Origin of the sequence: Acinetobacter sp. V115_6 (genome assembly GCF_031799025.1) — a bacterium.
Taxonomy (GTDB): Bacteria; Pseudomonadota; Gammaproteobacteria; order Pseudomonadales; family Moraxellaceae; genus Acinetobacter; species Acinetobacter pittii.
Genome location: NZ_JAVQNO010000015.1, coordinates 1 through 16,095 on the forward strand (window position 1 = coordinate 1; position 16,095 = coordinate 16,095).

A 16,095-nucleotide genomic window follows, 5' to 3' on the forward strand; every position below is an offset into this window, starting at 1 on the left:
CCCGGTGCAACATCTGTGGTACCGCCTGTGATATGACCCGTGTTGTCTACATCAACTGTAATGGTGCCATCAACCCGGTCTAGACCGTCTTGACCTGACAGATTGTCTTCAGCTTTTACAACATTACCATTTTGATCTACAACCTCAGACTCTACCTTCAAATCCCCATCAGCAAAGTCATTTGGCACTTCTATTGTATAGCTACCATCAGGATTAATAGTTGTTTCAATTTCCTGACTAATTAAATTTCCATCTTTATCTTTACCCGTAATGGTAACATTCACTTTACTGCCATTAGGAATATTTTCAGTGTTACCCGTTATAAGCCCATCACTTGAAACTTGGATACTATTCACACCATTAGGTTTACTTGGGGAATTATCATCATCATTATGGGTTGCAGCAATTATCCCCCCAACAGCACCCAGACCAGCTAACCAAGGTAAAAGGCTAGCAAGTTGACTCCCTGCTTCTGGTAATAATACTTCTAACCCTGGAATACCTTTAAAGTCAGAAACCCCATCGAACCAATAAAGAACACATCCATCTTCTTCAAATACTAAGTCAGAAATTACTTCATCATAAGCAGTAAAGAAATTTTCAATAACTATTACTTCTCCATTTTTCAATTTAAGTAATAAGTTATTACCGTCACGGATAAATTCCTCAACATCATCACGATGCATTTTCGTATGAACGATTGATGCTTCTGTTAAAGTAATCTGATTCGAATTAACTATTGATTTCTCTAATGAATCTTTTTCTATTACGATAAAATTAGTCATATTTCACCTAAACTTCTTATTCCATAAATTGGTAATTACTTAGAAATCCCAGTAATTTCGACAGTTACACGACGATCTGGTTGCAAGCAGGTTTTTAAGGCTTCTTGTGATTTAGCGTTAGGACACCCATCAGTTACAGGTTGAGTTTCTCCCATGCTTGCTGTACTGATAACGCTATCAGCCACCCCATTTTGGATTAGAAGATTCCGTACTGTATCCGCCCGGCTTTGCGCCAGCTTTTGGTTATAATTGTGATTGCCTAATCGGTCTGTATGACCAATCAACTTAATTGCACTTACCGAAACATATCCATGCGAAATTTTAGAAGCTAAATCCATTACTTCTTGACGCCCTTTTGGCAGCAAGTCATTAAGTGTAGAACCATCAAATTTGAATAAAGTATCTGCTGATAATTGGATTACTGAAGTGTGTTCAATAGTTGGAGTTTCTTCTTTTTTTGAGCAAACAAGTTCTTTTCCATTATTTAAAATATAAGGTTTGCCATTCTTATCTATGGAAAGGGTCAAATTATTGTCGGATAACTGATTGGTTTGAAGGTCTACATCACATGATTGACACTCTTGAGAAGTACAATTTTTAACTTTGAAATTGTAAATTTCAGGCTTCAAACGGTACTGCGCTGCATTATTAATATAGAAGCTACCCGATTGAATGTTGTCTATATAGAAATTAATAGGACAGTTTTGCTTTTCCGGAGCATCTTCTGCACATAATTTATCATCTCGTTTTACGTTTATTACTTGAGTCTTATCGTTACCCCCTTCTTGAAACCGTAAACCTGTAGGCTGGGAATAATTGTTGGCTGCACAGGCAGACAGTCCAATTGACACAGCTATTACTAACAATCGCAATTTATACATATAGCATTCCCTAAACGTTAAAAGTAAAAACCATTGTTATCTCTATATTTGTGAAGCAGTTCTCATATATGCAAAGTGAAGTTATCAAATTCACATCATGATTTATGTGCATTTTACACATTTTTATTTTATTTCAAACTATGCTTTTTATATTAAAAATGAAAATAGTTTCAAAAAAATTCTCTTACAAATTTAAATATTTAATATTTAATATTTTTTTTAATTTATTTTTTTAATAAAAAATTGTTATTTTTTATCTACAACTAATTATGTGCATTTTTAACATAGAAAATTTGTGACTGCGTGACTTTAAGCTCAGTAGCGTCTTATGCGGATAAAGTAAATAATTTCTATAAGAGAATAAGAGATAAAAAAAGCCATACTGAAGTAGATGGCTTAGATGAAGAGCGGTTTGAAAGAAAAAATTAAGTTAAATTTAGTCTACTTTAAATTTAAACTTATAAATCAAACCCACCGAAGATTGGGGGCTCTTCTGTCGTACTATCATCATTGTTTGAGTTTCCTTCCGACGAGTTAGAACCATTTTCTTGTTCAGATGTTTGTGGAGGAGCTCCATCTTTACTTGATGGATAATCATCCATTAATAATATTGTACTTAGCGCAGCACAATGAGTTCTTAGGCTCTCATTATCATCATCGTACATTGTTGGATATAATTGTTTAGAATATTGTGAAGTATAACTTGCAGTCCAATTCTGCAAGATATTAGGTAAATTAAAAGTATAGTAATATGTTTTTTCTTCATTGGGTTGATAAGTATTAACAGTTTCATCATTTAAACAATAATTTGTTTCTGTTTCTTTTTCTGTTTTAGAACCCGTTAATTGTATAGCAGCTTTACAACTGTTGATGTACTCATAGATCGGTTCTGATGTCGTATTTTTCACAATGACTTGTAATTTATACCTTACCTTCAATCCACTATTTATTCCCAAAAGATCCATCCGATCCCCCATTTTCATAGGGATAAATGGAGCATAGTGTCTAACAAATTGAATTGTTCGCTCTACACCGCCACAATATTGTGTTACAGGATTTGGATAAGCAACAGCATACTCACCATCATCTTCCATTTGATTAGAACCTGGATTTGGTCGAGGATTAGTAACAGGGTTTTCGGTGCCAACCGTCATTTCACCTGTGCCAGTCCCCCCTAAAGTCACTCCAACATTAAATCCGCCGTCCTCTCCAGTACAACCCGAGAGCATAAACAAACCTACAGATACTAATGGTAATGTAAGACGCGAATGAGGCATATGAGTTATCTCAATAAACGTTGTAAGAACTAAAAACAGAAAATTCCTTTAAACCTGTTTTTTTCATGAAATATTTTATAGGAAACTTAAATATTTGGTATTATTCAATCACTATAAAATTTAAATTTTATAAAATTCAATTAGCTAACAATAATCTAGGCATTCAGAAATAAATATATTCTTTTACAATTGGATGATGTCTGGAACTCCTCTCTTATTAAAAGCTAATATAATTTAACAATAAACATACTTTTTGACAAACAATAATGTGCAATTAAATCATTTTTTATAAAAAAAATTATATAAAGGGAAGTTAAAATTTAAAAAAAATAATAATATGTGCAATATGTACATATTTTTTAAATAATGGTACATTTCCTTTGAGTGACTCTACGTAAAGGAGATAGGACTGTAACATTTGAATAGAAAAAATTACGATAGCTCAAACAGTAGGTTTTTATTAAACATTTGACACTAGGGAAATGAGTTAAATTCTATGCGTGCGTATTCTTTAGACTTTCGCCAGAATGTAATGGCTGCTTACAAACAAACGCAACATAAGACAAAAGTCTGTAAACAGTTTAAGATTGCCAGATCAACACTGGATGAATGGATTGCTCTTGAAGAAACAACACAAGATTTAAAACCACTACCACTTACTCGTACTGGTAGACCCTTTTCTATTTATGACTTAAAAAGCTTTGAAGATTTTGTAAAATCTACACCCTTCTCTAAAATCAGAGAATTAATAGACCCTTTTGAACATAGATTTGGTTATAAAGTCTCATATTCTATTCTTTGGAGAGGCTTAAAAAAAATTGGATGGAAAAATAAATTTAAAAGTCGAGAGTGAGTCAATATTTATTTATCATATTGGAAAATACCCAGACGAAACTGTTTATTCGCATCAGTCGATCTTTCATCATTTTTACAATATTCTATTGCCGAAGAAAGTACAGCCTTAGACATCAAATTCCACATATCAAGACTTAATTTTTTAAGCTTTTCTACAGATTCAGGACTTAACTCGTCTGCAAAAATAGCTTGTTCTAAAAAATTGGTTTTTTGCGTTAGATTACTAATTCCGGCTGCAAGATGATCTGAAATATTTTGAGTAAATAGTTGCTTACTTTCATCCATGTGTGGATCTGGAGTAAAACTGGAATTCTGCAAAATAATTTGATCATTTTCTTCTATGACTAACCCCAATCGTTTAAGTTCGAGTAATATTGATTTTGGATGCTTTTCAGAAGATATCTGCTTAACCAAACCCTCAAAACTTGGTTCCTCCCCATTAAAAGGAATTTGGGTTGGCAGTCTTTGGCCTATCCACAAACCTATTACACGAGCAGGTACACTAATAGGTAATTGCTGATTAAACTGATTAATTAATCTATATTCACCATAGGTCTGACAAAAACTTCTGACATCACGTCGCCCTAAACCAGATAATAAGCTAACAGCAGAGTCTGTCTTTTTTTGTTTGATAGCGTCTAGCTCTTTAATGGCTTCATTATAAAATACCGACTTTAGTGCAGTTGAAAACTCATTGTAACCAATACCAGTTTTAATAAGCCAACGAACTAACTCAGGCATAATACTGATAGCATGTTCTAATGTCGTTTCAGTGTCATGAGACAACATCATGTCTTTAGAAGTTACCAAAGCCGATGTCTCTTTACCCATGCATACTCCAGTGTGAGATGAAATAGACTTCCCCAATTCAATAGTAGTTAGAAAGTTAAAAATCATTTTAATTTAATAAAATTATACTTTTTCAGCCTAATAAATTGTAGGCTTTTTTTTAAAAAAATGTAGGCTTTTTTTTATAAACTAACGAATTACTTCGTACACTTTGTTCATTCTCTACAAGCTGTGTTGATGTTAAAAAGGGAACAATTAAGTTTCTTATGAAACTAAGATATATCTAAAAAGATAAAAGAACCAATATTCAAAGAAAGCAAATTATTATAAAATTTTAAATAAAAACAAAAATTTATATCAAAAAAAATATTTTGATTATCAATAACAATTTGAAAATTTAATTATGAAAAAAATAGGCTTATTCTTGATTCAATCTGAATAAGCCTTTTATAGAAATAATATATGAAATTTTACTCAATGATACCATCAACATCTATTACTACACGCCTGTTGGGCTCTAGGCATTTCACTAATAGATTTCTTGAAAGACCATCTGCACAGTGTTTTACAGGATCCTGCTCGCCTAGACCTTGCGCAATAAGAACTTGGGCATTGATTTGACTATTCAAAAAATATTGTTTTATCGTTTCTGCTCTTTTTTGAGATAAAGTTAAGTTATAAGCCTCCTGTCCTAAGTAATCTGTATATCCCAAAATCCGAATTGTTCTAATTTCATTAAATTTATGAAGTTCTGTAACCAAACGATCTAAATCCTCTCTTCCTTTTAGATTTATATGATTCAGATCACTTTTATCAAAAGCAAATAATGCATCTGCACCTAGTGTATAACGTTTGATTGATACTTGCTGTTTAGGCTCTTCTTTCTTTGGTGGATTGAATGATGGAGGACAAGCAGCATTCTCAGGATGAATCGGATTCCAATAGAAACTGCTTGCAATCATATTTTGATCAAATAAAACCTTATATTGGCAAGTGGTTATACCATTTTCACCTTTGCCAGGTGTATTAAAGTGAAATAAATAATTCCATTCTCTTGGTCTCCACCCATCATCATATTGTGGTCGTCCAATTAGTTCATATAACTGATCTTTTGTCATACCTGAACGAATTTGGCTTAAGCTTTGTAAATTTGGAAATGTTCCTAACTCCTTATTAAAAATAACATCATTAGCTTTATGCCATTTAGGATTGTCAGTCGTCCCCTCTTTTGTAATTAACGTACCAGTTGAACATCCACTAAAAATTCCCACTGCTAAACACATAATAAATAAATTTTTCATATCTTAATTCCCGTATAAATTTTGTATTCGATAATTTAAATTTAAGTAGTCTTTATATTAGACACACTGAAATATTCAATGTATCTAATAATCACTAAAGACTTACCATTGGATACCTGCGCCTACAGTTCCTCCAAAATCACCACGAGAATTACCACTGCCAGACATTTTAAAAACCCATTTTCCATTATCTGAAATCGATGACATACCTATTGCGTAACCAGATTCACCTCGGTACGTACCACCGCTGATTGCCATCATACTTTTACCTGGAATGTAAGCTTGTGGTAATCCAGCAGTTGCCATTGCTTGAGCAATACCTCCATTGGCATGATCTTCTAAATCATCGATACGTTTATTCGTTGTATAGAATGCTTGTTCTAATTGATTACTTACATTAGCGACTTGTTGATCTAAAGAATTCAGTGCATCTCCCACATTATTGTAAGAGCCTCCACCCACATTATAAGTAGGGCCTGTATTGGTTTCATAATTGGCACCACCACCTAAGTAGTTATAAATATTGGTGTTGCTCGCATGTAACTGAGACCCATTAATCGCATCTTTCGATGTAGAGTTAATTGTGCCATCCGCTACATTTGTAACTTTACTGCCACCAGCATTTATACCCGTTTGATCAATAGTAATATTTCCTACAGAAACTTTATTTGTGGTAACCGAACCAGAAGTAACGGTATCAAACTTAACATCTTTATTGGTTGCCACTTGATAATTCGTACTACCATCAGCATTTTTAGTACTTGAAACAGTAATATTCTCCCCAGACGATACAGTTGTTTTAGCAGCTGTTGCAGCTGCATTTGCATTTTGAGCAACTTGTTTTAATTGATCTTCAGTAGCAGCTTGCCCAGAAACAATATTGTTAGGATTCCAAGTCGTATTTGTTAATCCATTAACTGTACCAGCTTCGCCATTAACAGTAACTTTTCCAGCCGAAATATTGCCTTTTTCACCATCAATATGAACATCTCCAACCTGAATTGTTCCAGTATTGCCATCAATTGAAACCGCTTTATCTCCTGTACCAATTTTAATCTGATCAGCCAAACTCACTTTAATGTTATTACCAGAATTCGTTACTAATACACCATTATCAGAGCTACCATTAATATTCACTGTTTGACCTGGTTTTACTGTGCTTGTCGCATTCGAACCTGAATCAGTACTTACATTCCAACCTTGGTTTGCATTTGCAACCTGATCATTTACATATTTAATTGCATCATCAATGTTATTCTGTCCAGTGCCACCAATATTGCTCCAGTTAATCTGGTTATTACTATAAAGAGCATTACCGCCAAACAGTTGAGTCAAGTTATTAGCAAAGCCAAAAAGCTGACTACCATTGATCGCATCTTTAGAATCTGCACTAATAATTCCCTCCGCAACATCAGTTACTTTTTTATCGCCTGCACTAATACCATCTTTCGTTAAGCTTGGCCCATTGGCAATAACAATACCATCCGTTGAAATTGTGGTATCACCAACTGTAACCTTATTAAAATCAACCTCATCGGCTGTCGCAACAGTGTATATATTTTGCCCATCTACGCCAGTGCTTGAAATAACAGTAATATTTTTCCCTTGTTCAACCTCTGTTCTGGATGCTGCTGTTGCCTGGTCTACATAGGTTTTATTGGTAATATGGTTTCCTTCAGTAATTGGACCTGTGTAGTAGCTGCCTCCATTATTCACCGTAAAACTATCGCCTAGCTTGGTTTCTCCTGTCGCAGTCAGGTTCGTCGTGTTCACTGTATTGAACGTCACATCCGCTGACGTACCAACCGTGATACTGCCATCCGCATTCGCTGTTAACTCAACATTGTCTCCAGTCACAAAGTTAACCTTGTTGTCATCTTTATTGACTGTCTTAACATCAACTCCGTCAATCTGCGTCACCACACTTTGTAAGGCTGTATCTGCCTTAACCAGACTGTCTTTGGTACTTTGACTCAAATCAACTGCATAGTCCGTAACATTGTTAGCATCAGGTGTACCTGCCGTTACCGTAACTGCACTTGATCCTGCTGACGCAGTGCTACCTTTGGCATTTACCGTATAGATGTCCTGACCGTTACTGCCTGTCGTTTTAACTACATCGGCAACATTAGTGCCCGCTGCAACTTCCGTTCTTGATGCTGCTGTTTGGCTATCCACATAGGTTTTATTGGTGATGTGATCACCTTCGGTAATTGGACCCGTGTAGTAACTGCCACCGTTATTGACCGTGAAGCTGTCACCTAACTTGGTTTCTCCTGTCGCAGTCAGGTTGGTGGTGTTCACCGTATTGAAGCTCACATCCGCTGCCGTACCCACCGTGATACTGCCATCCGCATTCGCTGTTAATTCAACATTGTCTCCCGTCACAAAGTTAACCTTGTTGTCATCCTTGTTCACGGTCTTCACATCGACACCGTCAATCTGTGTCACCACACTTTGTAATGCCGTGTCTGCCTTAACCAGACTGTCTTTGGTGTCCTGACTCAAATCAACTGCATAGTCCGTAACATTGTTGGCATCAGGTGTTCCTGCCGTGACGGTCACTGCATTTGACCCTGCTGACGCAGTGGTCCCTTGTGCATTTACCGTATAGATGTCCTGACCGTTACTTCCTGTCGTTTTAACCACATCGGCAACATTAGTGCCCGCTGCAACTTCCGTTCTTGATGCTGCTGTGGCTTGATCTACATAGGTTTTATTGGTGATGTGATCACCTTCGGTAATTGGACCTGTGTAGTAACTGCCACCATTATTGACCGTGAAGCTGTCACCTAACTTGGTTTCTCCTGTCGCAGTCAGGTTGGTGGTGTTCACCGTATTGAAGCTCACATCCGCTGCCGTACCCACCGTGATACTGCCATCCGCATTCGCTGTTAATTCAACATTGTCTCCCGTCACAAAGTTAACCTTGTTGTCATCCTTGTTCACGGTCTTCACATCGACACCGTCAATCTGTGTCACCACACTTTGTAATGCCGTGTCTGCCTTAACCAGACTGTCTTTGGTGTCCTGACTCAAATCAACTGCATAGTCCGTAACATTGTTGGCATCAGGTGTTCCTGCCGTGACGGTCACTGCATTTGATCCTGCTGACGCAGTGGTCCCTTGTGCATTCACGGTATAGATGTCCTGACCGTTACTGCCTGTCGTTTTAACTACATCGGCAACATTAGTGCCCGCTGCGACTTCTGTTCTTGATGCTGCTATTGCTGAATCAATTGTATTTTGGCCAGTACCACCAATATTACTTATTGAAAGCGTACCGTCACTATTTAAACTCGCATTGCCCCCTAGAATATTTTGTGTACTATTAGCAACGTTACCTAATACGCTATTCGTTGCATATAACTGACTACCATTGATCGCATCTGTACTCGTAGCGGAAATATTCCCTGAACCTACATTTTTAATTTGACGTTCTGCTCCCTCAGAACCAACTGACAATTGCATCCCTGTATTTGTAACTTGTCCCGCAAAATCCCCATAAGTCAACCCATTTAAATTTGCCTCTGCTTCTTGTGTTGCATCTGTATTAGTATTTGCATTTGCACCTAAAGCAATTGAATTCTCTTTAGTAGCTCGAGTATTTGTTCCTATACCTACAACATTATTAGTATTTACACCTATATTAGAATTTGAACCTAGAATTACATTGTCGTTACCAACTGCTGAGTATGCTGCACGATTTCCAATTGCAATATTATTATTTCCTTGTAATCCAAAAGCTGCATAATTACCAAATACAGAATTATTGCTCCCTATTAGATTTCTACCTGCATTAAAACCAGTTAAAGTATTATTATCTCCCTCTAAGGCTCCACCTGAACCAGCGCCAATAGCAGTATTAAACTCACCAGTAGAGTTTGTAGTATTACTAATCCCTGTTAATGCATTACTACCTAGAGCAGTATTATAGCTCCCAGTTCGGTATCTCGCTGCATTTTGCCCTACATAACTATTGTGTTGACCAATGCTATTTTGACCTGCTTGATCACCAATAAATGTCGCATATAAATATTGAGAATTACGTCCAGCTTGATTGCCTAACATAACACTATCTGAACCATAGGTATTTTTAGCGCCATCATCATAACGTTGCGCATTTTGAGCAGCATAGGATCCAATAATAACTTCACTACCACCTACTGAACGAGCATTTAAACCTATTGCTATAGATCCTGGTAGGCCATTCACATCGTTAACATGATTTCCTACAATTACTTGCGCATTATCGCCAATAGCAATACCGCTATTCCGACTATTTACTGTCGCATTAGGACCAAGAGCTACTGCAGTTCGCGCAGAAGTTACTGAACTTCCAAAACCTTGAGCAATTGACTCATAAGAGTTTTCATCCACATAAGACTCACGTCCAAAAGCCAATGATCCAAAAGCTAATGCTTGAGCATAATCCCCCAGAGCAATCGCTGCATCTGCATCAGCATTTGCAATACGTCCAATTCCAATCGCACTCCATCCATGAGCTTTTGCACCATCACCAATAGCTAATGCGGCATTACCAACAGCATCAGCAGTTGAACCTAAGGCTACTGCTCGATTTCCATTTGCAGAACTACTGTCCCCTAATGCAATCGTACCACTTCCAATAGCATTATTTATTCGACCTACTGCAACTGCACCATCACCCTCAGCTGTATTAGATGAACCTATCGCTACGGCCCCAACACCATTAGCATCCTCACCATAACCAATAGCTACGGCACCTCCAGAACCTATAGTATATTGACTACCTTTTGTACTAGCTATGCTGTTAGATCCAATCGCTACATTATGAGATAGGTCTTCATTTATATTAGAGTTATCTGCCGTAATATTTTTACCAATAGCAACTGAGTTTTTACCTAACGCATTAGAAGTTTCACCGATTGCCACACTATTCGTGCCCGAAGCAGTTGTATCGATAAAACCTATTGCAATTGCTTCTTGCCCAGAAGCCCTTGCATCTAAATTAGTCTGAGCTACATTTTGCGCATTGGCTTGCACGCCGTTAATGAGAGTAAAACCACCAGTTGCTGTTTGGCCAAGACATGTCCACGGAACTACAGTGGTAAGATTGGTTGCTGTTTGACTCACACAGCTATTGCTCGGTCCGATAGCCGCAGTTACTGTTGGTGTTCCTATGTCTGCACTACCTGCAGCAAAAGCACCCGTTGATACTAAAGCGCCAGAAAAGAGAGCACTCCTAGAAAAAACAATAAATTGATTATTTTTAACTTTGCTAGATGTATGACTAATACCCACATTTGTAATATTGCTACCTGAACTACGCTTTCCTTTGGCTTTAGATAGCTCAGATGCCGTAACCCAAATACCTAAAGCTTCATTCCAGATTAACCGATATATCTTATTCATTTTAATTTCCTTTTTTGCATATGTTGGTTGGAAATATCCTTGTGCTTGAGTTAACTGCAAGAGGTATAACAGCTATAACTGCAGCAACAATTTTTCTATTAGTGTGATCAAATTATCATCAAGACATAAAATGTGCAATATGCACATTAAAATTAAATAAAACTATAATCATCCTTTTAAAAATTAATATTTTATTGATTTTTAAATATTTATTATTTTTAAATTTTAGTAATCAAGGACAAGTTTTAATAAATTCTTTTAATTCCCCCTCTAGACTTTGAATTAGAAAATGCTTTCAAAATCTAGGGGGTGGATTCTATCTAATAATTAAATTAGTAGGGCTATCTAAAGTTATAATTTTCTAGAGATGAGCAAAACACCAATACCTTTACCTTGGATTTATATAATAAAAATAAGTGGTTATTATAAAAAGTAAAGAAAAAGAAAGAATTAAATAAGTGTTTACAGTATTAAAACTTTTAATAAAGTTCCAGATATTCATAAATTTACCCAGTTACCATGCAAAACTACAGACGAAAAAAAAGCTCATAGCAATCGCATTGAGCCGTGCATAATACATGCAATATAGACCACACTATGCCTGAACAATGTGATTCTCATTTTAAAATACCAAAAAATGTTCAATTTGTACACAATTTATAAATTAGAAATAGATGTACTTTAGATGCCCTCTCCTGTACTAGTATTTCATGATAGTACCCTAAATGTACTACCGAGCTTCTAAAATTATCGTACTCACCTGACAGGTTATGTATTAATTGAACAAATAGATCCATATCAATAAAATTCTTATAAGCGAATTTAACTGCGACTACATTTTTAACAAATGCATTAAATCCTAATATGTAGTTTTACAAGTTGATCATAGTGTCATGATGCTAATAAAACGATATACGAAGTAAATTAATTCAGATGAGAATAAGAGAGGATTACTAAAATTTAGAAGATTTCCAAAATTGTAATAAAAAAACGGAACCAAATTATACATTTGATTCCGTTTAAAAATTTTTGGCGGAAGCGGTGAGATTCGAACTCACGGAGGACTCACACCCTCGTCGGTTTTCAAGACCGGTGCATTAAACCGCTCTGCCACGCTTCCAACGAGCGCTATAATATAAATAAAAATTGAAGTTGGCAAATCTTTTATTTAATTTTTTAATTCAACCGCTCAAAATAAAAACAAAATATTTCAGATTTTGAGTTTTTATCTACTTATTCCTTCTTTTCATCTTAAACAAAACTTTCTTTTGAGATTCTTAGCTATCTTTGACAGCAGAACACTCTTGGCATAACTAAATGATATTCTTCCATCTTTTTGATAACATACTCACAAAGATAAGAAGCTTTACTCAGGGTATTCTGCCCTTTGCAATTACTGATAAGTTTTAATTCCTGATGTAGTTTCTAACGAAACTATCTATATGAAAGAAGTTTTGGCCATATGATGAATCGCAAACTATTAACGGTTGAAGGTTATCAACAATTACAAGATGAGTTAAATGATCTTGTAAGAAAAGAACGTCCAGAGATTACTAAAATTGTGTCATGGGCAGCCAGTCTTGGTGATCGCTCAGAAAATGCAGACTACCACTACAACAAAAGAAAACTACGTGAAATTGATCGTAGAATTAGATACCTAACCAAACTATTTGAAGTCGCACATAAAGTTGAATATAGCCCAGAACAAGACGGAAAAGCATACTTTGGAGCATGGGTTGAGTTAGAAAATGACGAAGGCGAAGCTATTAAATTTCGCATAGTCGGCGATGAAGAAATTTACGGTCGTAAGGATTATATTTCTTTGCAATCGCCTATGGCAAAAGCTTGTTTAGGTAAAAGTATAGATGATGAAATACAAGTTCAAACTCCTAAGGGTAAAATGATTTGGTATATAACAAACATCTCTTATCAATAATTTAATTTTTATTACAATATAATTAAGTGAAATATAATATTGAATTATATTGTCATTGAAAATCAATATAGCTCATTGATTTTTAATATACACCTATATAAGCTCATGTATAAAAATAAAAAACATAAAAATTAAAATTAAAAAAAATAAATAAAATGCCATCGATAATAGATTAAGAACCAAACAAAATTTTATTTTATAATAAAGAGATTATTTAACTATGAAAGGTATAAAAATTTCTGCTATATCAACCTATCATCCAGAAACAATTAGAAATAATGATTACTATTTAAATAAATTTGAAGATAAAGACAGTTTAAATAGAATTTTTGAAAAAGTAGGTAGAAATAAAAGGCATGTAATTATTGATGAGGAAGAAAATGCTCTCACAATGGCAATTCATGCTTCAAAAAAATTATTAAAAAATTATAATATTTCACATGATAGTATTGATATTATTATCTTTTCCTCTACAACATTACAATATCTATCTCCAACTAATGCTTTACTTATTCATTCAGAACTAAATATTAAAACTGACTGTATATGCTTTGATATAAATGCTAATTGTTTAGGAATGTTTGTTGCCCTTGAACAGGCATCCGTTTTACTAGCGTCTAAAGAGAGCTACAAACGTGCACTAGTGATTGGATCTGACCATCTAACAATGCTTGGAGATGAGAGGCAACCAATTCCTTCAACAATTGTAGGAGATGCAGCAGCAGCCATAATACTTGAAAAAAATACTGGTGATTCAGGCATTATTGACAGGATGTATCAGACAGATAGTAGTTTTTGTAAAACTATTGTTTTTCCTCCTCATGGTTTAACGAATTATCATAGTAAGGAACAAAAAATTCATTGGGCACCATTTACTGGTCTAGAAAGCGTGGAATTTGCTGCGGATGCGTTAGAAAAGTTATTAAAGAAAAATAATTTAAAAATTGAAGACATATCTTGTTTTTTATTATCTCAATTTACAAAATCTAATATTGACATTCTTCAGGATAAAATCAATATACTTACTGAAAAAATTGAATATATTGGAGATCAATATGGGTATACAGGAGTAAGTAGTTTTTTTATTGCTTATAAAAAACGTTTAGAAAAATCACTTATAAATAAAGGCGATATTATTGTTTTTTGGTCTTTAGGAGCAGGTTATCAGACCGGTGTAATGTTATGGAAGATTTAATAAAAAATAACTTATAAAAATATTACCTTAGTTAAAAGATACTTTTTTAACAGTATCTTTTAACTTCAATTTAATTATAAACAAATTAAATTTATTAGAACAAAACTAAATTATTTTATATTTTCAATTATTTAACTTATATCAATTTACCTAGTATCTAAATCAAATTTCACGTTGTACTAACATGATGGCTACAAAATGTAGCATTTTATACCCTATTTTCTCACATCAGAAGTGTATAAATTTTCTTCCTTAAGAAATTCATGTGTTTATGATGATATATCGAAGTTTTAATTGTACAAAATTTGACATTACTTTTTTTCAATATTATGATGCGCGCAGTTTAAATGTTGAGCATTTTTTAACCCACTCGAAAACTATGTAGATTTTCTACACAGTTTGTTTTTTTCATTTCATGTCATTTTGAATGACGTCATGACTGCCCACCCCTTATTGAATTTATCAACTTTTAGAAGTTATGGCAGCTTTTTGTCTGACTTTTAGGGCATAAATTATCTGTAGCGGAGACAACATGCACAGTAATTCAAGTTCTGGGTCGAGGCTTTGCCTTAACTCTTTATTTTCTTCTCTCCCGTTAAAAGCTCTTGCACTCAGTACTATACTTCTCCCATTTCATAGTCTTAATGCAGGAAAAACCCTACAGTACAATACTGTAGTTAACACAAACACTTTAACTGTTGTTGCGGTAGAAAGCCCGACAACCGTTTTCAAAGAAGATCAGTTTTTACATGGTTTTGGTTACGATTTAGCACGTAACTATGCACAGAACCTAAATGTAAAGCTGGACTTTAAAATCGTGGCAGACAATGCCACTGCACTTAGATGGGTTCAGCAAGGTAAAGCAAACTTTGCGATGACTACAGCAGGTTTAAGCACAATCGAAAACAAAGGTTTAATGTCGTTTTCTGCAAGTTGTGGTGACACAGCAAATTTGCAAAAAAATGGCTTAAATCCTGAGTTAAGTTGGGTATTTAAACAAGCTGATGACCCACTCACACAGACCGCCAGCGGCTTTGTATGCCAAAGTAAGCAAAATGGTGTGACCCAACAACTTGCCTCTTTTTATAACCGCAATGTGGTTAAACCAGAAGCATGGTCAACCATTCAACGTGACTTAAGCACACGTTTACCGATTTACAAAGCGAGCTTTAAGCAAAGCGCAGCGAAGTATGATCTAGATTGGCATTTACTTGCTGCAATTGGTTATCAAGAATCATATTTAAAGCCAGAATCTGTTTCTCCCACAGGTGTGCGTGGCTTAATGATGCTAACCAATAGCACTGCTCGAGCAATGGGTGTAAGCAATCGTAGCGATCCTGCTCAGAGTATTCAGGGCGGCGCGAAGTATTACGATCTGATGCTAACCGAATTTGATAATATTCCGTTCCCTGATCGGAACTGGTATGCGCTTGTGGCCTATAACATGGGACCAGGTGCGGTAAGTCAGATTCAGAAGCGCTTGCAATCTCAAGGGAAAGATCCGAACAAATGGGTCAACCTCTATGACTATTTGCAAAGTAATAAAACGCGAAATGGTCGATATAAGCAAGCAGTTCAATATGTCACTCGTATCCGTGCTTATCTTGAACATATCAAAACGGCGCAAACACGAATCAATATCTAATTTTTATTTTTAAAAGTTGATAAATTCATTGTTTGTA

The 16,095-nt window shown here is 35.2% G+C and carries 10 protein-coding genes and 1 tRNA gene; 4 read left to right on the forward strand and 7 right to left on the reverse strand.

The features are described 5' to 3' along the window. From RMA94_RS02950 to RMA94_RS02960, 3 genes are all read right to left on the reverse strand, one after another. Nucleotides 1-785: BapA/Bap/LapF family prefix-like domain-containing protein (locus RMA94_RS02950; RefSeq protein WP_311081793.1), on the reverse strand; the 785-nt coding region annotated here is incomplete at its 3' end. A gap of 35 nt (nucleotides 786-820) precedes the next feature. Then, nucleotides 821-1,666, reverse strand: a complete 846-nt coding sequence (locus tag RMA94_RS02955) for an OmpA family protein (protein ID WP_311081796.1) — start codon at nucleotides 1,664-1,666, stop codon at nucleotides 821-823. A gap of 458 nt (nucleotides 1,667-2,124) precedes the next feature. Then, nucleotides 2,125-2,943, reverse strand: coding sequence for a hypothetical protein (locus RMA94_RS02960; protein WP_001120776.1), 819 nt, complete (start codon nucleotides 2,941-2,943; stop codon nucleotides 2,125-2,127). A 496-nt stretch (nucleotides 2,944-3,439) separates the two neighbouring features. On the opposite strand from RMA94_RS02960, the gene RMA94_RS02965 reads away from it, so the two are divergent. Further along, nucleotides 3,440-3,796: an IS630 transposase-related protein gene (locus RMA94_RS02965; RefSeq protein WP_130119572.1), complete on the forward strand. Its 357-nt coding sequence runs from the start codon at nucleotides 3,440-3,442 to the stop codon at nucleotides 3,794-3,796. 8 nt (nucleotides 3,797-3,804) lie between these two features. Here RMA94_RS02965 and RMA94_RS02970 read toward each other — a convergent pair whose 3' ends face one another. The 4 genes from RMA94_RS02970 to RMA94_RS02985 all read right to left on the reverse strand — a co-directional run bounded on the left by RMA94_RS02970 (nucleotide 3,805) and on the right by RMA94_RS02985 (nucleotide 12,402). Further along, on the reverse strand, nucleotides 3,805-4,629 hold the full coding sequence (locus RMA94_RS02970) for a DUF6502 family protein (RefSeq protein WP_130173297.1): 825 nt from the start codon (nucleotides 4,627-4,629) through the stop codon (nucleotides 3,805-3,807). A 428-nt stretch (nucleotides 4,630-5,057) separates the two neighbouring features. Beyond that, complete coding sequence (locus tag RMA94_RS02975; protein ID WP_130173298.1) at nucleotides 5,058-5,888, reverse strand: OmpA family protein; 831 nt, start codon at nucleotides 5,886-5,888, stop codon at nucleotides 5,058-5,060. A 102-nt stretch (nucleotides 5,889-5,990) separates the two neighbouring features. Next, on the reverse strand, nucleotides 5,991-11,282 hold the full coding sequence (locus tag RMA94_RS02980; RefSeq protein WP_311081802.1) for a YadA-like family protein: 5,292 nt from the start codon (nucleotides 11,280-11,282) through the stop codon (nucleotides 5,991-5,993). A gap of 1,030 nt (nucleotides 11,283-12,312) precedes the next feature. Further along, a tRNA-Ser gene (locus RMA94_RS02985) sits at nucleotides 12,313-12,402 on the reverse strand. 345 nt (nucleotides 12,403-12,747) lie between these two features. Between RMA94_RS02985 and greB the strand changes: the two genes are divergently transcribed. The 3 genes from greB (at nucleotide 12,748) to RMA94_RS03000 (ending at nucleotide 16,058) form a co-directional block, all read left to right on the forward strand. Beyond that, the gene (gene greB, locus RMA94_RS02990; protein ID WP_069036577.1) at nucleotides 12,748-13,218 is read left to right on the forward strand and encodes a transcription elongation factor GreB; all 471 of its coding nucleotides are present in this window, start codon (nucleotides 12,748-12,750) and stop codon (nucleotides 13,216-13,218) included. Nucleotides 13,219-13,438: 220 nt separating this feature from the next. After that, nucleotides 13,439-14,413 carry a 3-oxoacyl-[acyl-carrier-protein] synthase III C-terminal domain-containing protein gene (locus tag RMA94_RS02995; protein WP_311081804.1) on the forward strand — a complete coding sequence of 325 codons (975 nt, stop codon included), beginning with the start codon at nucleotides 13,439-13,441 and terminating at the stop codon, nucleotides 14,411-14,413. Nucleotides 14,414-14,945: 532 nt separating this feature from the next. Then, nucleotides 14,946-16,058: a transglycosylase SLT domain-containing protein gene (locus RMA94_RS03000; protein WP_032057444.1), complete on the forward strand. Its 1,113-nt coding sequence runs from the start codon at nucleotides 14,946-14,948 to the stop codon at nucleotides 16,056-16,058. Nucleotides 16,059-16,095: the final 37 nt, after the last annotated feature.

Coding starts and splice junctions, on each gene's coding strand:
- RMA94_RS02955 (WP_311081796.1), bottom strand. CDS start 1,666: ATGTATAAATTGCGATTGTTAGTAATAGCTGTGTCAATTGGACTGTCT.
- RMA94_RS02960 (WP_001120776.1), bottom strand. CDS start 2,943: ATGCCTCATTCGCGTCTTACATTACCATTAGTATCTGTAGGTTTGTTT.
- RMA94_RS02965 (WP_130119572.1), top strand. CDS start 3,440: ATGCGTGCGTATTCTTTAGACTTTCGCCAGAATGTAATGGCTGCTTAC.
- RMA94_RS02970 (WP_130173297.1), bottom strand. CDS start 4,629: ATGGGTAAAGAGACATCGGCTTTGGTAACTTCTAAAGACATGATGTTG.
- RMA94_RS02975 (WP_130173298.1), bottom strand. CDS start 5,888: ATGAAAAATTTATTTATTATGTGTTTAGCAGTGGGAATTTTTAGTGGA.
- RMA94_RS02980 (WP_311081802.1), bottom strand. CDS start 11,282: ATGAATAAGATATATCGGTTAATCTGGAATGAAGCTTTAGGTATTTGG.
- greB (WP_069036577.1), top strand. CDS start 12,748: ATGAATCGCAAACTATTAACGGTTGAAGGTTATCAACAATTACAAGAT.
- RMA94_RS02995 (WP_311081804.1), top strand. CDS start 13,439: ATGAAAGGTATAAAAATTTCTGCTATATCAACCTATCATCCAGAAACA.
- RMA94_RS03000 (WP_032057444.1), top strand. CDS start 14,946: ATGCACAGTAATTCAAGTTCTGGGTCGAGGCTTTGCCTTAACTCTTTA.